This is a genomic window from Streptomyces sp. 12E (assembly GCF_055633275.1).
Genome location: NZ_JBVNCJ010000001.1, coordinates 1668752 through 1687302, shown reverse-complemented (window position 1 = coordinate 1687302; position 18551 = coordinate 1668752). Strand labels below are relative to the sequence as shown.

Annotated in this window: 20 protein-coding genes and 1 riboswitch; of the genes, 12 read left to right on the top strand and 8 right to left on the bottom strand. The window is 74.0% G+C overall.

Features of this window, described 5'->3' with window-relative positions; genetic code table 11:
- Nucleotides 1-115: 115 nt before the first annotated feature.
- Nucleotides 116-253, bottom strand: a riboswitch (cobalamin riboswitch).
- A 154-nt stretch (nt 254-407) separates the two neighbouring features.
- Entirely contained in the window at nt 408-629 is a 222-nt protein-coding gene (locus tag ACZ8ZB_RS07965; RefSeq protein ID WP_470736988.1) for a hypothetical protein, read from the bottom strand.
- A gap of 40 nt (nt 630-669) precedes the next feature.
- Entirely contained in the window at nt 670-1923 is a 1254-nt protein-coding gene (locus ACZ8ZB_RS07960; protein ID WP_470736987.1) for an inorganic phosphate transporter, read from the bottom strand.
- Between the two features lie 162 nt (nt 1924-2085).
- On the opposite strand from ACZ8ZB_RS07960, the gene ACZ8ZB_RS07955 reads away from it, so the two are divergent.
- From ACZ8ZB_RS07955 to ACZ8ZB_RS07930, 6 genes are all read left to right on the top strand, one after another.
- The gene (locus ACZ8ZB_RS07955; protein WP_470736986.1) at nt 2086-2796 is read left to right on the top strand and encodes a class II aldolase/adducin family protein; all 711 of its coding nucleotides are present in this window, start codon (nt 2086-2088) and stop codon (nt 2794-2796) included.
- 146 nt (nt 2797-2942) lie between these two features.
- On the top strand, nt 2943-4070 hold the full coding sequence (locus ACZ8ZB_RS07950; RefSeq protein WP_470736985.1) for an alpha/beta hydrolase: 1128 nt from the start codon (nt 2943-2945) through the stop codon (nt 4068-4070).
- A gap of 169 nt (nt 4071-4239) precedes the next feature.
- A complete protein-coding gene (locus ACZ8ZB_RS07945) occupies nt 4240-5703 on the top strand; it encodes a hypothetical protein (RefSeq protein WP_470736984.1) in 1464 nt (487 codons plus the stop codon).
- Between the two features lie 383 nt (nt 5704-6086).
- Nucleotides 6087-7685 (top strand): ABC-F family ATP-binding cassette domain-containing protein, encoded by a 1599-nt coding sequence (locus ACZ8ZB_RS07940; protein WP_470736983.1) that lies wholly within the window; start codon nt 6087-6089, stop codon nt 7683-7685.
- Between the two features lie 355 nt (nt 7686-8040).
- The gene (locus ACZ8ZB_RS07935; protein ID WP_029385158.1) at nt 8041-8262 is read left to right on the top strand and encodes a helix-turn-helix domain-containing protein; all 222 of its coding nucleotides are present in this window, start codon (nt 8041-8043) and stop codon (nt 8260-8262) included.
- Between the two features lie 107 nt (nt 8263-8369).
- Complete coding sequence (locus ACZ8ZB_RS07930) at nt 8370-9173, top strand: enoyl-CoA hydratase/isomerase family protein (RefSeq protein ID WP_470736982.1); 804 nt, start codon at nt 8370-8372, stop codon at nt 9171-9173.
- 222 nt (nt 9174-9395) lie between these two features.
- Here the strand turns inward: ACZ8ZB_RS07930 and ACZ8ZB_RS07925 are convergent, their stop codons facing one another.
- Nucleotides 9396-10124, bottom strand: a complete 729-nt coding sequence (locus ACZ8ZB_RS07925; RefSeq protein WP_470736981.1) for a nucleopolyhedrovirus P10 family protein — start codon at nt 10122-10124, stop codon at nt 9396-9398.
- Nucleotides 10125-10210: 86 nt separating this feature from the next.
- Here ACZ8ZB_RS07925 and ACZ8ZB_RS07920 point away from each other — a divergent pair, with 86 nt between their 5' ends.
- The 5 genes from ACZ8ZB_RS07920 to amaP are packed head-to-tail and all read left to right on the top strand — an operon-like array spanning nt 10211 to nt 12485.
- Nucleotides 10211-10705 (top strand): Asp23/Gls24 family envelope stress response protein, encoded by a 495-nt coding sequence (locus tag ACZ8ZB_RS07920; protein WP_470736980.1) that lies wholly within the window; start codon nt 10211-10213, stop codon nt 10703-10705.
- Nucleotides 10706-10730: 25 nt separating this feature from the next.
- Complete coding sequence (locus tag ACZ8ZB_RS07915; protein ID WP_470736979.1) at nt 10731-10916, top strand: hypothetical protein; 186 nt, start codon at nt 10731-10733, stop codon at nt 10914-10916.
- On the top strand, nt 10913-11290 hold the full coding sequence (locus ACZ8ZB_RS07910; RefSeq protein ID WP_470736978.1) for a hypothetical protein: 378 nt from the start codon (nt 10913-10915) through the stop codon (nt 11288-11290). Before ACZ8ZB_RS07915 ends, ACZ8ZB_RS07910 begins: the two co-directional genes overlap by 4 nt.
- Nucleotides 11290-11904, top strand: coding sequence for a DUF6286 domain-containing protein (locus ACZ8ZB_RS07905; RefSeq protein WP_470736977.1), 615 nt, complete (start codon nt 11290-11292; stop codon nt 11902-11904). The genes ACZ8ZB_RS07910 and ACZ8ZB_RS07905 overlap by 1 nt, the downstream gene beginning before the upstream one ends.
- Before the next feature lie 2 nt (nt 11905-11906).
- A complete protein-coding gene (amaP, locus tag ACZ8ZB_RS07900) occupies nt 11907-12485 on the top strand; it encodes an alkaline shock response membrane anchor protein AmaP (RefSeq protein WP_470736976.1) in 579 nt (192 codons plus the stop codon).
- Nucleotides 12486-12619: 134 nt separating this feature from the next.
- On the opposite strand, the gene ACZ8ZB_RS07895 is transcribed toward amaP, so the two are convergent.
- The 3 genes from ACZ8ZB_RS07895 to ACZ8ZB_RS07885 form a co-directional block, all read right to left on the bottom strand.
- Nucleotides 12620-13375, bottom strand: coding sequence for an SDR family oxidoreductase (locus tag ACZ8ZB_RS07895; RefSeq protein WP_470736975.1), 756 nt, complete (start codon nt 13373-13375; stop codon nt 12620-12622).
- A gap of 5 nt (nt 13376-13380) precedes the next feature.
- Nucleotides 13381-15162, bottom strand: coding sequence for a glycoside hydrolase family 15 protein (locus ACZ8ZB_RS07890; protein WP_470736974.1), 1782 nt, complete (start codon nt 15160-15162; stop codon nt 13381-13383).
- A 119-nt stretch (nt 15163-15281) separates the two neighbouring features.
- A complete protein-coding gene (locus ACZ8ZB_RS07885; protein WP_470736973.1) occupies nt 15282-16076 on the bottom strand; it encodes an SURF1 family cytochrome oxidase biogenesis protein in 795 nt (264 codons plus the stop codon).
- A gap of 116 nt (nt 16077-16192) precedes the next feature.
- Here ACZ8ZB_RS07885 and ACZ8ZB_RS07880 point away from each other — a divergent pair, with 116 nt between their 5' ends.
- Nucleotides 16193-16441, top strand: coding sequence for a hypothetical protein (locus ACZ8ZB_RS07880; protein ID WP_470736972.1), 249 nt, complete (start codon nt 16193-16195; stop codon nt 16439-16441).
- A 25-nt stretch (nt 16442-16466) separates the two neighbouring features.
- Here the strand turns inward: ACZ8ZB_RS07880 and ACZ8ZB_RS07875 are convergent, their stop codons facing one another.
- Nucleotides 16467-17450 (bottom strand): DEDDh family exonuclease, encoded by a 984-nt coding sequence (locus tag ACZ8ZB_RS07875; RefSeq protein ID WP_470736971.1) that lies wholly within the window; start codon nt 17448-17450, stop codon nt 16467-16469.
- Nucleotides 17451-17557: 107 nt separating this feature from the next.
- Nucleotides 17558-18535: a CopD family protein gene (locus ACZ8ZB_RS07870; protein ID WP_470736970.1), complete on the bottom strand. Its 978-nt coding sequence runs from the start codon at nt 18533-18535 to the stop codon at nt 17558-17560.
- Nucleotides 18536-18551: the final 16 nt, after the last annotated feature.

Genomic DNA, 18551 nt, shown 5'->3' with positions numbered 1-18551 from the left:
GCCGGTGACGGAACCGGAGGGAGCGGCCCCGAAGCGGGGCGGGGTGTCGCTGATCGACCTCGGCAGGCAGCCGCGCATGGCGTTATGTCCTCACTCAGGGTGTCCGCGCCCTGGTTCGACGAGACCGGCGGTGAGAGTTCCTGGCTCCCGGGGTGTTCACCCCGGTGACAGTGGCGGGACCGCGCCGGAATCGCACCGGCTTCCTCTCCTGCCGCCGTAGTGGCTGAGGCAGTCCACCACGGTCCCGGAAGAGCCGTCAACTTGCCGTTGACCTGCGAGGCTGAAGTGTGCTGAGGCCCACAGAGGGGCTCCGGCGGGTGAACCCCGGGCGGGGACGCGTACACGCGGGCGGGCGGTGCGGGAGCCGGGGCTCCCGCACCGCCCGCCCGGACGGGTGCGGCCTGTGATCAGGCCATGATCAGGTAGATGCCGTATCCCACCGCCGCCGCGCACGCCGCGAAGCAGGCGTAGGCGCCGCTGACCGCCAGGGCCGCGGACCGGCCCTGGGCGGCGGACCGCTCGCGGCGGGACAGGCCGTTGATGCCGAGGGTGAACAGGCCCACCAGGGCCACGGTGACCACGAGGCTGACGCCGAAGACGGAGCCGAGGGCCGCCCAGTCGATCTTCACGGTGCTCTTCTTCCTTCGTACCGGATCTGCCGGGCCGCGGTCAGACGGTGGTCGTGGCCGACGGGGCCGCCGGATCGGCGGGCGCCGGCGCCGGGATGGTGGCCGAGAGGTCGTCGGGCACGGTGCCCGCCGGGGGCGGGGTCACCGCGGCCATCGCCTGCGTCACCACGCCGGACGGCTCCGCCTCCGGTGCCTCGTGGTCGTTGACGTTGGTGTGGTCGACGACCTCGCGCCGGGAGATCTTCCAGATCGCCGCGCTGGAGGCGACCAGGAAGACGGCCACGAGGGCGGTGCCCCAGCTGCCGAAGCCGCAGATCCACTCGGCGAGCGCCGCGACCAGGGCCGCCGCGGGCAGCGTCAGGCCCCAGGCGACGAACATCCGGGTGGCCGTCGACCAGCGGACGACACCGCCCTTGCGGCCCAGGCCCGCGCCCATCACGGAACCGGAAACGGAATGCGTGGTGGAGAGGGAGAAGCCGAGGTGCGAGGAGGCCAGGATGACCGTCGCGGCGCTGGTCTGGGCGGCGAAGCCCTGCTGCGGCTGGAGGTCGGTCAGGCCCTTGCCCATGGTGCGGATGATGCGCCAGCCGCCGAGGTAGGTGCCGAGCGCGATGGCGATGCCCGCGGAGAGGATGACCCACAGCGGCGGGTCGGAGTCGGGGGCGACGGCGCCGCCGGCGACCAGGGCGAGGGTGATGATGCCCATCGTCTTCTGGGCGTCGTTGGTGCCGTGGGCCAGGGAGACCAGGCCCGCGGAGGCGATCTGCCCGGCGCGGTAGCCCTTCTCGGAGGCCTTGCTGTCGGCCCCCCGTCCCAGGCGGTAGGTCAGCCGGGTCGCGAACATCGCGGCGAGTCCGGCCACCAGCGGGGCGGCGATCGCGGGGATCAGGACCTTGGTGACCAGCACGTCGCCGTGCACCGCGCCGAGGCCGGCGGAGGCGACGGTGGCGCCGATCAGACCGCCCATGAGGGCGTGCGAGGAGCTGGACGGCAGACCGACCAGCCAGGTCAGGAGGTTCCAGAGGATCGCGCCGACCAAGGCGGCGAAGATGACCTCGGGACGGATGCCGGACTCGTCGACGAGTCCTTTGGAGATCGTGTTGGCGACCTCCACCGAGAGAAAAGCACCGACGAGGTTCAGGACGGCGGACATGGCCACCGCAGCCTTGGGCCTCATCGCACCGGTCGAAATGGTCGTTGCCATCGCGTTCGCGGTGTCGTGGAAACCGTTCGTGAAATCGAACGCGAGTGCGGTTACCACCACAATCGCGAGGATCAGCGAGAAGCTTTCCATTTACCCAGGCAATCGTTCGAGGTCATTGGCTGGTCGAATGTAGGTAACCAGGGTGAACGGAAGATGAACTGGAACGGGCATCGTGGTGACCGTAAGAGGGGGTGGGCGCTCCGCCGGATGGCGGTGCCGCGGTGACGGGGGGCCGCCTGGCAGGATCACGGCATGGCTGAACGGCGAGGGGACGTGCGGGAGGCGGGGGACGCCCGGGACATGAGCGAGGAGGAGGCGCGCGCCTGGACGGAACTCGTCGGGACCGCGCGCCGGACCGTCGCCGACGGACTCGTCGTCGGCACCTCCGGCAACGTCTCGGTGCGGATCGGCGGGACCGTCCTGGTCACGCCGTCGGGGGTGCCGTACGACCGGCTGACGCCGGACGACGTGACGGGCGTCGACCTCGCCGGCCGGCAGGTCCTCGGCTCGCTCGTCCCCACCAGCGAGCTGCCCGTGCATCTCGCGGTGTACCGCACGACCGGCGCGCGCGCCGTCGTGCACACGCACGCCGTGCACGCGACGGCGGTCTCCACGCTCGTCGACGAGCTGCCGCTGATCCACTACATGGCGGCGGCACTCGGCGGGCCCGTCCGGGTCGCCCGCTACGCGACGTACGGCACGGACGAACTGGCCGAGAACATGCTCCGCGCCCTCGACGGCCGCACCGGTTGCCTCCTGCGGAACCACGGCACCGTCGCCCACGGCGCGACCCTCGCCCAGGCCTACGACCGCACGGCCCAGCTGGAATGGATGTGCCGCCTCTGGCTGACCGCCTCCTCCGTCCCGGGCCTGTCCCCGCACCTGCTGACCCCGGCGCAGGTGGCGGAGGCGGGGGAGCGGCTGCGGGGGTACGGGCAGCGGTCCGGCCCGTCCGGCGCCTGAGGGCGCGGCCCGCAGGGCCGAAGGGGTCCGGGGGCACGGCCCCCAGGGGCGGGAAGGGGCGGCGGGGCGGGACGACCCGCCCCGAACCCTCCGCCGGTGACCGCCCCCACTGGCCGGGTACACGTTCCGACATGACACTGGAGAACGTGCGCACTGTCAGAGCGACGGCCGCTGCCGTCACCGCCGTGATAGGCGCCGGCGCCGCCGCGGTGGCCGTCGGCCGGTACGCCAGCGACGCCGCGCTCAGGACGTCCCCGGGCGGCCCCCTGCCCACCGACCCCGGACTCACCGTCCACTCCACCGCCGCCGGCCAGGTGGCCCTCACCAGGGATCTCGCCACACTGCGGCCCGGACGCCACGGTCTCACCGGTGACGGCTTCCACGCGGTCGTCGGCCCCGTCCTGCCCGGCGCCCCGGACTCCGCCGACACCGTCGTGCGCCGCCTCGAACGCGTCACGTACGGCGCCCCGGAACCCGGCGACCGCGCCCGGCTCACCCCGAACGTGTACGTCGGCGACCCGGGAAGCGCCCTCGGCCTGGACCACACCGACCTCGACCTCCCCGGCGAACTCGGCCCCCTGCCCGCATGGTTCGTCCCGGGCGCCCGGGACACCTGGGTGATCGCCGTCCACGGCCTCGGCGCCACCCGGGAACACACCATGAACCTCATGGAGTTCCTGCACCGCCACCGCTTCCCGGTGCTCGCCCCCGCCTACCGGGGCGACCCCGGCGCGCCGCGCTCCCCGGACGGCCTCAACCACCTCGGCGAGACCGAGTGGCGCGACCTCGACGCGGCGCTCCACCACGCCGTGGACTCCGGCGCCCGGCAGGTCGTCCTGTACGGCTGGTCCACCGGCGCGACCATGGCGCTGCGCGCCGCCGCCCGCTCCGAGGTGCGCGCCCGCGTCGCCGGCCTCGTCCTCGACTCCCCGGTGCTCAGCTGGGAGGCGACCCTGCGCGCCCTCGCCACGGCCCGGCACACCCCGGGCGCGCTGCTGCCGCTCGCGGTCCGCGCCGCCCAGGGACGCACGGGCCTGTACGGCGACCGCAGGCCCGGCGCCGTCCACCTGGACCGGATCGCGGTCCCCACGCAGATCTTCCACGGCCCCGACGACACGGTGGCGCCCTGGCGGTTCTCCCGCCGCCTCGCCGCCGACCACCCGAACACCATCACCCTGCACACCGTCAGGGGCGCCTCCCACGGCGCGATGTGGAACGCCGACCCGCAGGCCTACGAAGAGGCGCTGCGGCGCTTCCTCACCCCCCTGATGTGACCGTGCGGAGAGGGCTCAGGACAGCCGGTGCCGAGGATTCCGTTTACGGCCGTACCAGTGGCCTGAACCCCTCCCTCCGACCGCGTCCGGAGCCGAGGCACGAGCCGTCCCGGCGTCCCCGTCGGCATTCCGTTTGGGTTTTCGGACCGTCACCAGGAAGACTGCACCCGTGACGTCCCGTATCCCGCGCGACTCCAGGCTCCGACTCGTCCGCCCGCGACCCCTGGCCGCCGCCCCCACGGCGGTGAACCGGCGCCGCTCGCGCCGCCCCGCGCCACGCCCCCCGGAGGGCACACCGGCCCCGGCGGAGCTGGCCAGAATGGCGCGTTCCGTTCTGGCCGCCGCGGCCCGCGTCGCCCGCTGGGCCGACGCCGCCCTCGGCCCCGGCGGGGACAGCGCCACCGCCGACGGCAAGGCCACCCTCTCCGACGCGACCGCCGAACGGGCGGCCCGCTCCCTGGGCCTGACCCCCGCTCAGGTCCGTGCCGACTGGGACACCGCCCGCCTGGCCGGCCTCATCGAGGTGCACGGCGACAGCGCCCGCCCGGGCTGGCGGCTGCGCGCCTGGGACCGCGACGACAGCGCCGTGCTGCGCGGCTGGGTCGCCCTCTGCGACGCCTGGTCGCTGGCCCACCCGGAACCCGAGGAGTACGAGGCCGCCGCCGTCGCCGAGGTCGTCACGGCCATGCCGCAGGTCCTCTCCTTCCTCCAGCTCTCCGCCGGCCCGGTCCCCGTGCCCCAGCTCCTCGACCTCCTCCAGCAGCGGGTGACCGAACTCCGCACGGAGCGCTGCGAGGTCGACTACGTCCAGCAGTCCGACCTCGCCCAGCCGGGGTCCGGGCTCCCCCGGGAACTCAGACCCAAGGTGCCGCTCCAGCGGCCCCGGCCCGCGAGCGCCGCGCCCGCCGCCGACGCCCCGCTCGAGCCGTTGCTCGACTGGGCGCTGCGCGCCCTCGCCTCCGTCGGCGCCCTCACCTACGGCGACGGGCAGGCCACGCTCACCCCGCTCGGCAGCTGGGCGGTGTGGGTCAAGCTGGAGCAGATCTGCGTCGCCGCGCAGAGCCCCGCCGGGAACATCGAGCAGGGCGCCGAGGACATGCTGCGCGGCTGCGCCCGGCTGCGCCCCAACGCGGCCCGCGCCGAGTACCGCGCCTGGCTCGCCGCCCGGCCGGTCGGCAGCGCCGTCACGGAGCTGATCGACGCCGCCCGGGGCGAGGACGCCCTGCTGCGCGGCCTCGCCTTCGAGGCGCTGCGCGTGGTCGGCGCCCCCGCCGAGCCCGAGGTCCGCACCGTGCTCGACGAGCCGACGCTGCGGCCGTACGCCCTGCTGTGGCTCGCCGAGCACGACGGCGCCGACCCCGAGGAGGCCCACGAGGTCCTCACCCGTGAGGAGGCCACCTGGCTGTGGGTGGACACCGCGGCCGCCGTCGCCGACCACGGCGAGGCCCCGCTGCTGGTCCGCCACCTGGAGTCCGCGGTCCAGCCGACCGTCCCCGCACTGCTCGACGAGGTACGCGCCGTCGGCCACCCGCGCACCGTCCAGGTCCTGGTCGCCCTGGCCGCCGCCCACCCCGACCCGGCTCTGGCCAAGGCGGTCCGCCGGGCCGCCTTCCAGGTGCACACCGGCGGCTGACCGGGGTCCGGCCCGGAGCGGGGCGCGGGTTCCGTCCCGGGCGGGCACGCGCCGGAGCCCGGATGCCGCCGGGGCCACGGTCCGTGCGGTCGCGGGAGCCGTGGTCCCGGTCCGCCTCTCCCCGGTGGTGTCCGCCGGCGCCGCCCACGAGGGCGGGTGCCCCGGCCGGACCCGCGCCCTTCGTCCCGTCGCCGCTCGGGCGCCCCGCCGCGTCCGGCGGCACCACGCCGTCGCCCCGCGCCGGCCGGGCGGCGCCCGCGCCCAGGAAAAGCGGTTGCACGGCCCCGTTAGAATGGCTCGCATGGCCATTCTCCTCGCGCATTAGACGGCGGGAACGTCCTCAGCCGCCCACCGCCACCCCACACCCGCCCAGGAGTCTGTCCGTGATCTCCGCCTCCGGCATCGAGCTGCGCGCCGGTGCCCGCGTCCTCATCGAAAGCGCCACCTTCCGCATCGCCAAGGGCGACCGCATCGGCCTCGTCGGCCGCAACGGCGCCGGCAAGACCACCCTCACCAAGGTCCTCGCCGGCCAGGGCATCCCCGCCGGCGGCACCGTCACCCGCTCCGGCGAGGTCGGCTACCTGCCCCAGGACCCCCGTACCGGCGACCTCGACGTCCTCGCCCGCGACCGCATCCTCTCCGCCCGCGGCCTCGACGTGCTGATCCGCAAGATGCGCGAGAACGAGCAGCGCATCGCAGGCGGCCAGGGCGCCACCCGCGAGAAGGCGCTCAAGCAGTACGAGCGCCAGGAGACCGAGTTCCTCACCAAGGGCGGCTACGCCGCCGAGGCCGAGGCCGCCACCATCGCCGCCGCGCTGAACCTGCCCGACCGCGTGCTCGGCCAGCCCCTGCACACCCTCTCCGGCGGCCAGCGCCGCCGTGTCGAGCTCGCCAGGATCCTGTTCTCCGACGCGGACACCCTGCTGCTCGACGAGCCGACCAACCACCTCGACGCCGACTCGATCGCCTGGCTGCGCGACTACCTCAAGACCTACCGCGGCGGCTTCATCGTGATCTCCCACGACGTCGACCTGGTCGAGACGGTCGTCAACAAGGTCTTCTACCTGGACGCCAACCGCGCCACCATCGACGTCTACAACATGGGCTGGAAGCTCTACCAGCAGCAGCGCGAGGCGGACGAGAAGCGCCGCAGGCGCGAGCGGCAGAACGCCGAGAAGAAGGCGTCCGCACTGCACGCGCAGGCCGACAAGATGCGCGCCAAGGCCACCAAGACCGTCGCCGCGCAGAACATGGCCCGCCGGGCGGACAAGCTGCTGGCCGGCCTGGAGGCCGAGCGGAAGTCCGACAAGGTCGCCAAGCTGCGCTTCCCGGAGCCGTCCCCGTGCGGCAAGACCCCGCTCATGGCCGAGGGACTGTCGAAGTCCTACGGCTCGCTGGAGATCTTCACCGACGTCGACCTGGCCATCGACAAGGGCTCCCGCGTGGTCATCCTCGGCCTCAACGGCGCGGGCAAGACCACCCTGCTCCGCCTCCTCGGCGGCGTCGAGAAGCCCGACACCGGCCGGGTCGTCGAGGGCCACGGCCTCAAGCTCGGCTACTACGCGCAGGAGCACGAGACCCTCGACCCGGAGCGCACGGTCCTGGAGAACATGCGCTCCGCTGCGCCCGACCTCGACCTCGTCGAGATCCGCAAGACGCTCGGCTCCTTCCTGTTCTCCGGCGACGACGTCGACAAGCCGGCCGGTGTCCTCTCCGGCGGCGAGAAGACCCGTCTCGCGCTCGCGACCCTCGTGGTCTCCTCGGCCAACGTGCTGCTCCTCGACGAGCCGACCAACAACCTCGACCCGGCCAGCCGTGAGGAGATCCTCGGGGCGCTGCGCACGTACAAGGGCGCGGTCGTCCTCGTCACGCACGACGAGGGCGCCGTCGAGGCGCTCCAGCCGGAGCGGATCATCCTGCTGCCGGACGGCGTCGAGGACCTGTGGGGCGCCGACTACGCGGACCTGGTCGCCCTCGCCTGAGAGACGTCAACCGGGGTTGATCGAAAGCGTGATCCACTGCGTATGGATCATTCGGCCCATCGGTGATCCGTCATTCGTGTGAGATCTCCTCATCCCGAGGTGTGTCCTACACGGATTTCGCGGCCGAGCCCTCGGTGAACCGGGGCTCGGCCGTCGTGCCTTTCTGACCTGGTACTTCACGGAAGAACCGGTGTGGAGGCGCTGCCCGCACCCTGCGGAATATTCAATTCCGAATGTGGGGACGCGCTCCCGTCGTCACAACCTTGTCTCATCGACCTTGCCGAATGGGTGGCCATGAGGGCCGGGAGGGGTGATCATGAGGAGACCAGAGCGCACTTCCCATGAGGAGGCACGGGTGGCCGAGACTCTGAAGAAGGGCAGCCGGGTGACCGGCGCCGCGCGCGACAAGCTCGCGGCAGACCTGAAGAAGAAGTACGACGCCGGTGCGAGCATCCGGGCATTGGCCGAGGAGACCGGCCGCTCGTATGGCTTCGTGCACCGCATGCTCAGCGAATCGGGCGTCACGCTGCGAGGGCGTGGCGGGGCGACACGGGGAAAGAAAGCCCCTTCGGCCTGATCCCGGGCGCCCCCGAGATCCCGATGGTGGCCACCCGGTCGGCCGACTGACCGGCCGGGTGGTTACTGTGCAGTCACTTGGATGACCGCACCCCTCGGAGGCACCCCATGGCTTCGTCCGCCCAGGACCTCGGTCCCGTGCTCGACAAGGACGGCGTACGGCTCACCGTCGACGACGCGATCGCCACGGTGACGCTGACCAACCCGGCCAAGCGCAACGCGCAGAGCCCCGCTCTGTGGCGGGCGCTGACCGAGGCGGGCCGGCTGCTGCCCGGCTCCGTCCGGGTCGTGGTGCTGCGCGGGGAGGGCAAGTCCTTCTCCGCCGGGCTCGACCGGCAGATGTTCACGCCCGAGGGAATCGAGGGCGAGCCGTCGTTCATCGACCTGGCGCGTCGCGACGACGCCACGCTGGACGCGACCATCGCCGAGTACCAGGAGGCGTTCACCTGGTGGCGGCGCAGCGACATCGTGTCCATCGCGGCTGTCCAGGGACACGCCATCGGGGCCGGGTTCCAACTGGCCCTCGCCTGTGACCTGCGTGTCGTCGCGGACGACGTGCAGTTCGCCATGCGCGAGACCAGCCTCGGCCTCGTCCCCGACCTGACCGGCACGCACCCGCTGGTCGGCCTCGTCGGATACGCCCGCGCGCTGGAGATCTGCGCGACCGGGCGCTTCGTCACGGCCGAGGAGTCCGTGAACACCGGCCTGGCCAACCTCGCCGTGCCCGCGGCCGACCTGGACGCGGCGGTCCAGGACCTCGCCGCGGCCCTGCTGGCCGCCCCCCGCGACGCCGTCATCGAGACCAAGTCCCTGCTCCGCGGCGCCCGGAACCGCACCTACGACGAACAGCGCACCGCCGAACGAGCCGCCCAGTCCCGCCGCCTGCGCGACCTGGCCGGCCTGGGCGAATGACCCCCGCATCCGCGGCGGCCTCCCCGTTCCCGCGGGCAGTCGTGCCTCCCCCAGTGCCCTGAAGGCCTGGGAGGCGCCCCCAGGGCGCCGGGGGTCCCCCGCTCGAGCGAAACCGGGAGCGGGGGAGGGCGGGCGCTGGGGTACCCCCTCTGGGGAGGCGCCCCGTAAGCGCCGGGCCGCGCGTCCTCCCCACCCCGGCGGACCACCCCGGCCACGGCCCGGTCAGTCGACCGCTGTGATCAGCACGGCCACCGTGGCCTCACCCACCAGAGCGGACGCCACCCCTGGACGAACCCCCCGGGCCACGTCCAGCGCACAGGCGTCCGCCACCACCGCGAGCTCCACGCGCACGTGCCGACGGGGCAGGGCGTCCCCACCCGGCTGCTCGGTCAGACTCACGGACCGCCCCAGCGTGCCCGTCAGCCGGCTCACCCCCGCCACCGCGAGCACCGCCGCAGCGACACGACCCACCTCGGAGCCACCGTCGTCCGACGACGGCTCGGACACCGGCTCCGGCTCCACGACGGGCGCAGGCACAGGCGCAGCCTCCGCGTCCAGCAACTCCGTCACCCGCAGATCCACCGACGTGACGGACAACCCGATCCGCTCCACCGCCGCTTCCGCCAGCACCGCGCGCAGACGCGCCGCCGTCACCGGCACCGGCCGCGCCGCCGTGGCCGCGAACTCGGCGGTCAGCCGCAACGGCCCCGGCGGCAGCGCGCTCGGCGGCGGCGGTACGACCGGCCCGTCCGTCGCCGCCTCCGGATCGGCGAGCCCGATCCGTACACCGTTCAGGCGTACGCCCGGCGCGTCCCGTACCGCCGCGCGCCGCAGGACCGTCTCCACCGCCCGCTCCGCGATCCACGCCCCGTCGCGCGCTCCTCCCAGGGGCAGGATCCTCCCCAGCCCCACCTGTTGCCGCACCGCCCGAGTCCACCGGTCCGCCGTCATTCCTCCAGCCTGACGCATCTTCGGCGCGATACCGGGCAACCGCGCATACCGTGGTCGAAGGAGGACGATCGAAGGGATATGCGGAGATGACCGACATGACCGAAGGGAGCCCGGTACGGGCCCCCGGCCCGGAGAGGAACCTCTTGGAGACCACCCCCCGCAAGGGTCCGGGAACGCGGCGCGGCGGCGGTGACCCCGCGACCCGTGGGCGCACCACCATCGCCGACGGTGTCGTGGAGAAGATCGCGGGGCTGGCCGCGCGGGACGTGCTCGGCGTGCACGCCATGGGCAGCGGTCTGTCACGGACCTTCGGCGCCGTGCGCGACCGGGTGCCCGGCGGCTCGAAGTCGGCGACGCGCGGTGTGAAGGTCGAGGTCGGCGAGTTGCAGACCGCGCTCGACCTGGAGATCGTCGTCGACTACGGCGTGTCCATCGCCGACGTCGCCAGGGCCGTGCGGGAGAACGTCGTCGCGGCGGTCGAGCGGATGACCGGTCTGGAGGTCGTCGAGGTCAACATCGCGGTGAGCGACGTGAAGCTGCCCGAGGAGGAGGACGAGGAGCCGGAGACCCGCCTCCAGTGAGGCTCGGCGAGCGGAGGAGCACACCATGAGCACGGCCGTGGTCGGCATGATCGTCGGCATGGCATTGGGCTTCGCCGGACACTTCGGCGGATTCGGGGCGTTCTTGCTGGTGGCGGCCCTGGGCGCGATCGGCTTCGGCGTCGGGCGGTTCCTCGAGGGGGACCTGGAACTCGGCGACTTCCTCCGTCCCCGTGACGAGCGGCGGCGGTGACGGCCGTGAGCACGATCGCCGAGCCCGGCCGGGGCCCGGCCGCCGTCGCGCCGGGTGAGCGCGGGGCGACCAGGATCGCCGACCGGGTGGTCGCGAAGATCGCCTCGCAGGCGGCCCGTGAGGCGGTCGGCCCCCTGCCGCCGGGCGCCGCTCCGCCGCACGCCACGGTGGTGGTACGCGATGAGGCCGCCCGGGTCCGGGTGCACGTCGAACTCGACTACCCCGGCGACATCGGCGGCCGGTGCGCACGGGTGCGGCGCCGGGTGGTCGACCGGGTGCGCACCCTGGCGGGGATGCGCGTGCCGGAGGTCGCCGTCCTGGTCGAACGGCTGCACCTGACCGCCGCGCCGGAAGCGGCCCGGGGGAGGACGTGATGAGCGGCCCCGAGGGAACGGCCCCGGAGGAGGACCCGCCGCCCGCGGAGGGGCCCGGCCGCTCCGGCGGGCACCGGCGCCTGTGGTCGGCGCGCCGGATCCCCGCGGGCCTGGTCGCGCTGCTGACCCTGGTGATCGCGGGCGCGTTCCTGTACGACGTCGCCGCCGTACGGGCCCACCGATCCGCGCTGGGCTGGCGCCGGGAGCTGGCCCGGCAACTCGCCGAACGGCCCCTGGACGACATCTGGGTGCTGACCGGCGCCGGTGTCGCCACCGCCCTCGGGCTCTGGCTGCTGCTGCTCGCCCTGACACCCGGCCTGCGCGCCCTGCTCCCGATGCGCCCCGCGGATCCCCACGTCCGCGCGGGACTGCACCGGGACGCCGCCGCCACGGTGCTGAGGGACCGGGCCCTGGAGGTGGCCGGCGTGCGGTCGGCGCGGGTCAGGGTGAAACGCGCCCGCGCGGACGTCCGCGCGGTGTCGCACTTCCGCGAACCGGAGGACGTACGGGCCGACTTGACCGCGGTGCTCGACGACGCCGTGGAGAGGCTGGGCCTGGCCCGGCCGCCCTCGCTGTCGCTGCGCGTACGACGGCCCGGCCGTAAGGGGAGGTAGAGGTGCTCAAAGGCGTCAACCGGGTGCTGCTCGGGACCGTGGGGCTGGTGCTGGCCGTCCTCGGCGGGTCCGTGCTGGCGATCGGGCTGGGGGCGCCCGCACCCTCCTGGTGGCCGCACGACGGGCGGCACGACGTGCTGCTGGACGAGACCGAGCGGACCCGTTGGCGGGACGAGGGCTGGTGGTGGCCGGCCGTCATCACCGCTCTCGCCGTCCTGGTCCTGCTCTCCCTGGGGTGGCTGCTCGCGGTGCTGACCCGGCGGCGACCGGCCGAGGTCCTGCTCGACACCGGCGACGACGAGGGCGCGTCGCTGCGGGGCCGGGCACTGGAGCAGGCCCTCGCCGAGGAGGCGAGCCGGCTGGACGGCGTGGCCCGGGCCCATGTCCTGCTCACCGGCGGCCGAAGCGGCCTTGGAACCCGGATCCTCCTCCGCCTGCGGCCCCACGCCGACCCGGCAGCCACCCTGCGAGCCCTCGCCAGGGGCCCTCTCGCCCACGCCCGAGACTCAGCCGGCCTCCCCGCCCTCCCCGCGGAAACCCGCCTGCGAGCCGTGAAACACCGCCCCGAACGAGTGACCTGACCCCTGCCCGTCGTTCCCCCGCGGGCAGTCGTGCCGCTGGGGGCACCCCCTCCGGGGGAGGCGCCCCGCAAGCGCCGGGGGCGCGACCTCCCCCGCCCCGCACCGGCGCAGTGCGCCCACCGGCCGGCCCCGCATCAGAACCCGTGCCGCAGACCCCCGTCCACCGGCAGCATCACGCCCGACAGATAAGAAGCCGCAGGCGACAGCAGGAACGCCGCCGTACGGCCGAACTCCGCGGGACTCCCGTACCGCCGCAACGGAATCCGGGACTCCGCCGCCTGCCGCGTAGCCTCCGGATCCGCCGACAACGAGTCCAGCTCCCGCACCCGGTCCGTGTCGATGCGCCCGGGCAGCAACCCCACCACCCGGACCCCCCGCGGCCCCAGCTCGTCCGCCAGCGACTTCGCGAACCCGGCCAGCCCCGGCCGCAACCCGTTGGAAATGGTCAGCCCGGGGATCGGCTCGTGCACCGACCCCGACAGCACGAACCCGATCACACCCCCCTCGCCCAGCTCCGCCGCGGCCGCCCGCGCCATCCGCACCGCGCCCAGGAACACCGACTCGAACGCCGCCCGCCACTGCTCGTCGGTGGTGTCGGCGACGAACCCCGGCGGCGGCCCGCCCACGCTGACGAGGATGCCGTCGAAGCGCCCGAACCGTTCCCGCGCGGTGGCGATCAGCCGCGCCGGAGCCTCGGGGTCGGCGTTGTCGACGGCCACCCCGACCGCGTCCGCCCCCAGCGCGGACGCCGCCTGAGCGACGGACCTCTCCTCCCGCCCCGAGACGACCACCCTCGCGCCGTCGGCGACGAGCTCCCGCGCGGAGGCGTGGCCCAGCCCGCGGGTCGCCCCGGTGACGACGTACACCCGGTCCTTCAGTCCAAGATCCATGTCCCCTATCCTGCCCCCTCGTCCCCGAACAGGGCGAGAGCGGTGTTCACCAGGCCGATGTGGCTGAACGCCTGGGGGAAGTTGCCCAGCAGCCGCCCGTCCACCGGTTCGTACTCCTCCGCCAGCAGACCCACGTCGTTGGCGAGCCCCACCAGCCGCTCGAACAGCGCGCGCGCCTCCTTCGTCCTGCCGGTCATGTGCAGGGCGTCCGCGAGCCAGAACGAACAGACCAGGAACGTGCCCTCCTGCCCGGGCAGCCCGTCGACGGCCGCGGCGTCCGGGGTGTAGCGGTGCAGGAACCCGTCCTGCCCCAGCTCCGCGCGGACCGCGTCGATGGTGCCGAGCACCCGGGGATCGTCGGGCGGCAGAAAACCCACCCGGGGGATCAGCAGCAGCGCGGCGTCGAGCTCCCGCGAGCCGTACGACTGCGTGAACGTGTTCCGTGCGGGGTCGTAGCCCTTCTCGCACACCTCCCGGTGCACCTCGTCGCGCAGCTCCCGCCAGCCGTCCAGGTCCCCGCCCAGGTCCGGGTCGTCCTCCAGCGCGCGCACCGCGCGGTCGGCGGCCACCCACACCATCACCTTGGAGTGCACGAAGTGGCGCCGGCCGCCGCGCACCTCCCACAGCCCCTCGTCCGGCTGCCGCCACGCCGTGCGCAGGAAGTCCATCAACGCCGACTGCAACGCCCACACGTCCGGCTGCACGGACAGCCCCGAACCCCGCGCCAGCGCCAGGGAGTCCATGACCTCGCCGTACACGTCCAGCTGGAGCTGGTTCACGGCGTCGTTGCCGATCCGCACGGGCGCGGCGCCGCCGAAACCGGACAGCCACGACAACTCGAACTCCGGCAGCCTTCGCTCGCCCGCGAGCCCGTACATGATCTGCAGGTCCGCCGGATCGCCCGCGACCGCACGGAGCAGCCAGTTGCGCCAGGCCTCCGCCTCCTCCTGGTACCCGGCGGCCAGCAGCGTGTTCAGGGTCAGCGTGGAGTCGCGCAGCCAGCAGAAGCGGTAGTCCCAGTTGCGCACCCCGCCCGGCTCCTCCGGCAGCGAGGTGGTGGGCGCGGCGACGATGCCGCCGGTGGGGCGGTAGGTGAGCGCCTTGAGGGTGATCAGCGACCGGACGACCTCGTCCCGGTACGGGCCGTCGTAACGGCACTGGGCCGCCCAGGCGCGCCAGTCCGTGACGCTGTGCCGCAGCGAGGAGTACGGGTCGACCAGCGGGGGCCGCGGCTCGTGGGAGGGGTGCCAGGTGAGCACGAACGCGACCCGCTCGCCCTCCCGCACCGTGAACTCCGAGACCGTGCGCCGGTCCTCGTCCCAGGTCTCCACGTCCGGCACGCTGCGCAGCCACGCCGAGTCCGGACCGGCCACCGCCACCCGGTGGCCGTCCGTCTTGCGCACCCACGGCACGACCGAGCCGTAGTCGAAGCGCAGCCGCAGCGTGCTGCGCACGGTCACCTCACCCCGTACCCCCTGCACGATCCGCACCAGGTCCGGCGCGCGGTGGCGCTGCGGCATCAGGTCGGTGACCAGCACCGCGCCTTCGGGGGTCTCCCACTCGGTGTCCAGGACCAGGGTGTCCTTGCGGTAGGAGCGGCGGGCGCACCGGTCCGCACCGGCCGGGGCGATGCGCCAGTGCCCGTTGTCCTCGTCGCCGAGCAGCCGTGCGAAGCAGGCCGCCGAGTCGAAGCGGGGCAGGCAGAGCCAGTCGACCGAGCCGTCCGTGCCCACCAGGGCAGCGGTCTGTTCGTCGCCGATGAGCGCGTAGTCCTCGATACGGTGCACGGGGTGCGGGTTCCCGGCGGCCGGGGGTGGCAATCAGGGGCGCAGCCGGGGAGTGACGGACCGTCGGCCGCCGCCGCGCCGTCGCCGGAGACGACGGCACCGGGCCCGGGGAGGACCCGCTACACCGCCGCCGGTTCCGTCTCCTCGGCGTCCGTCTCCCCGGCCGAGGCCCGGCCCCGGTCCCGGGCCTCGCGGCGGACCAGCACGAACCAGCCGACCGGCACGGCCGCCGCGAACAGCCACCACTGCACGGCGTACGCGTAGTTCAGCGCGGAATTCTCCTGGCCGGGGTTCCCGAGCTGCTCCGGGACGCCGTCCTCCGGTTCGGGCGCCGTCTGCGCCACGTAGCCGCCGAGCACCCGGGCGCCGAGGCGCTCCGCCTCCTGCTCGCTGTTGATCAGCATGATCTGCCGGTCCGGCAGGCCCTCGAGGTCCTTGATGCCGCTCGCCTCGGTCGTCTCGTCGGGCATCAGCCGGCCCTTGATCGTGGTCTCGCCGCGCGGCGGCGCGGGAATCTCGGGGAACGAGGTCCGGCCCGGCTCCGCGGGGATCCAGCCCCGGTTGACGAGCAGGACCCGGCCGTCGTCGAGGACGAAGGGGGTGAGGACGTGGAAGCCGACCCGGTCGTCGGCGTTGGTGCGGCGGCGGACGACGACCTCGTCATCCGTGTCGAAGCGGCCCTTGGCGGTCACGGTGCGGTACCGCTCGGCGCGGGTCACGGCGTGTCCCGGGGCGGCCAGCTGCTCCACGGGGACCGGATCGGCGGCCAGCGCGTCGGCGACCAGCCGGTTCCGGGCGTCGCGCTCCTCGTAGCGGTCCATCTGCCAGAAGCCCAGCCAGATCATCGTGGGGATGAGGAGCAGGGCGACCAGGGTGATGGTCACCCATTGGCGGGACAACAGAAAGCGGTACACCCCACGACCGTACAACTCGGTCGCGGGGTGCTTTGCGGCGGGTACGTCCATCCGGACCCGGCCGACGCGGTGCTGTCGGCTTGCGAGAGCCCTCCCGGCGGCCGACCATGCTGCTCATGACACGTTGCGAAGTGTGCGGGAACGACTACGCGCTGGCGTTCACCGTGGAGACCCGGGACGGTGCTCGCCACGTCTTCGATTCGTTCGCCTGCGCGATCCACCGCATGGCCCCGATCTGCGAGCACTGCCGGGTGCAGATCATCGGTCAGGGCGTCGAGGCCGACGGTCACTGGTACTGCGGCGCCCACTGCGCCCGCGCCGAGGGCAAGGTGGGCATCGTCGGCAAGGTCGGATCACCGGCGTAGAGAAGGGCCCCCTTCCGCGCCCAGGTCAGTCCTCCGGCGCGGGTTCGACGTCCCCGAGCAGCTGACCGAACGCGGCCTCGTCGACGACCGGGGTGCCGTACTGCCGGGCCTTGACCACCTTGGACGTGCCCGAGTCCGGATCGTTGGTGACGAGGAGGCTGGTGAGCCGGGAGAGGCTGCCGGCGACGTGCAGGCCCGCCTCCGTCGCGCGGTCCTCCAGCAGGTCCCGCTCGACGGAGGTGTCCCCGGAGAACGCCACCCGCATGCCCTGCTTGAGCCGCTTGCCCGGCTCGTACCGCCCAGGGTTGGGGTACGGGCAGGCGGGCCGCTTGCGGGAGGGGCGCCAGCCGGCCGGTCGGTGGCCGCCGGGACCCGCCTGCCGCACGGTACGGGGACGGTCCGTCCACTCGGTCAGCGGCAGGCACTCGTGCAGCGGCAGCCGTACGCCGCCCGCCGCCGCGGCCCGCAGACTGGGCCGGAACGCCTCCGCCAGCACGCGCGCGTCGTCCAGCGCGTGGTGCGCCCGCCGCTGTACGACACCGAAGTGCGCGGCGAGCGACTCCAGCTTGTGGTTGGGCAGCGGAAGCTTCAGCTCCTTGGAGAGGGCGATGGTGCACAGCCGCTGTTTCACCGGCGCCTCGCTCCGGGCGCGGGCGTACTCCCGGGCGATCATCTGCCAGTCGAAGACCGCGTTGTGCGCGACCAGCACCCGACCCTCCAGCCGGGTCGCGAACTCCGCGGCGATGTCCTGGAAGAGGGGCGCCCCCTCCAGCACGTCGCTCGTCAGGCCGTGTATCCACACCGGGCCCGGGTCCCGCTCCGGATTGACCACCGTGTACCAGTGGTCCTCGACCTCGCCGCGCGCGTCCAGCCGGTAGACGGCCGCGGAGATGATGCGGTCGTCCCGGGCCAGCCCCGTGGTCTCCACGTCGACGACCGCGTACCCCTGCGGATACGCGGCCGGCCACGGGGCGGGGGAGGACGCTGCGGTCGTGAGGTCGTCGAGCATGGTTCACGAGGATACGGGCCGGGACCGACACCGCCGACCCACAGGTCCCCCCGCGCGGTCCGCACACCCGGACACCGGGAATGTCCGTACGAGTCGTGAAACCCCGTTCACCAGCGGATCGGTACCGGGAGCGCCGTCAGCAGCCCCGACACCGCGACCACCACGCCGAGCGCGTACACCTCCCACCGCGCGGGGGAACAGGCGGTCAGCGGGTCCTTCGCGCGGGCCAGCCGGATCCGGGCCCACAGGGCGAGGACGGCGACCCCGGCCATCAGGACCACCTTGGCGAGCAGGACCCGCCCGTACGCCGTGTCCGTCAGCTGCCACAGGATCGTCTCCGGCGGCATCCGGCGCAGCGAACTGCACACGCCCGTCGCGGTGACGGCGGCGAGCAGGACGGCCGCCACGCGCGCGTAGCGCCCCAGCAGCGCGGCGCCCGCCTCCGCTCGCGGCCACAGCCGCAGGGTGCGCAGCACGTACAGCAGACCGCCCGCCCAGAGCGACGCGCAGACCAGGTGCACCAGGGTCAGCCCGGAGCCGACGAGCGGGCTGTACTCGGTCGTCGGGTGCGCGCGCAGCGCCTCCGCGACGACCACCGCGGCCAGCGGCCACACCTGGGTGCCGGGACGGCCGGACGCCGCGCACAGGGCCGCCGCGAGGAAGGCGTTGACCTCCAGGAGGGCGAGTCTGCCGTCCCTGGAGCCGTAGAGGCCGCCGACGTCGATGTCGGCGAGGCCGCCGGGCACCAGGTTGCCGGTGGCCACGACGGAGGCGAGTCCGAGGGCGGCCACGAAACCGACGCAGTTCGCCGCGGTGGACCAACCGCGGGGCACGGCGGCCGGAGCGCCGGGCACGGAGCGCACCAGCCGCCGCACGAACAACTCGCCGACGGGTACGGACAGCGCCGCGAACAGCACCGCCCGCAGCAGGGCTATGCCCCCGGTGCCGGGCGCGTCGGCCTCCCCGGTGCCGTGCAACGCGGGCGACGCCCCGAGCAGCGGCACCGCCGCCCCGACCGCCACCAGCACGAGCACGGCGACGGCCCGCCCCGGCCCGCTTCCGGCCGTCCCGACCCTGGATTCCATGAGACTCACCCCGGGA

Excerpts from the sequence above, each read along its gene's own strand:
- ACZ8ZB_RS07870 (WP_470736970.1), bottom strand. The coding sequence starts at position 18,535 with ATGGAATCCAGGGTCGGGACGGCCGGAAGCGGGCCGGGGCGGGCCGTC.
- ACZ8ZB_RS07880 (WP_470736972.1), top strand. The coding sequence starts at position 16,193 with ATGACACGTTGCGAAGTGTGCGGGAACGACTACGCGCTGGCGTTCACC.
- ACZ8ZB_RS07875 (WP_470736971.1), bottom strand. The coding sequence starts at position 17,450 with ATGCTCGACGACCTCACGACCGCAGCGTCCTCCCCCGCCCCGTGGCCG.
- ACZ8ZB_RS07905 (WP_470736977.1), top strand. The coding sequence starts at position 11,290 with ATGAGCGGCCCCGAGGGAACGGCCCCGGAGGAGGACCCGCCGCCCGCG.
- ACZ8ZB_RS07955 (WP_470736986.1), top strand. The coding sequence starts at position 2,086 with ATGGCTGAACGGCGAGGGGACGTGCGGGAGGCGGGGGACGCCCGGGAC.
- ACZ8ZB_RS07895 (WP_470736975.1), bottom strand. The coding sequence starts at position 13,375 with ATGGATCTTGGACTGAAGGACCGGGTGTACGTCGTCACCGGGGCGACC.
- ACZ8ZB_RS07960 (WP_470736987.1), bottom strand. The coding sequence starts at position 1,923 with ATGGAAAGCTTCTCGCTGATCCTCGCGATTGTGGTGGTAACCGCACTC.
- ACZ8ZB_RS07915 (WP_470736979.1), top strand. The coding sequence starts at position 10,731 with ATGAGCACGGCCGTGGTCGGCATGATCGTCGGCATGGCATTGGGCTTC.
- ACZ8ZB_RS07930 (WP_470736982.1), top strand. The coding sequence starts at position 8,370 with ATGGCTTCGTCCGCCCAGGACCTCGGTCCCGTGCTCGACAAGGACGGC.
- ACZ8ZB_RS07925 (WP_470736981.1), bottom strand. The coding sequence starts at position 10,124 with ATGACGGCGGACCGGTGGACTCGGGCGGTGCGGCAACAGGTGGGGCTG.
- ACZ8ZB_RS07920 (WP_470736980.1), top strand. The coding sequence starts at position 10,211 with ATGACCGACATGACCGAAGGGAGCCCGGTACGGGCCCCCGGCCCGGAG.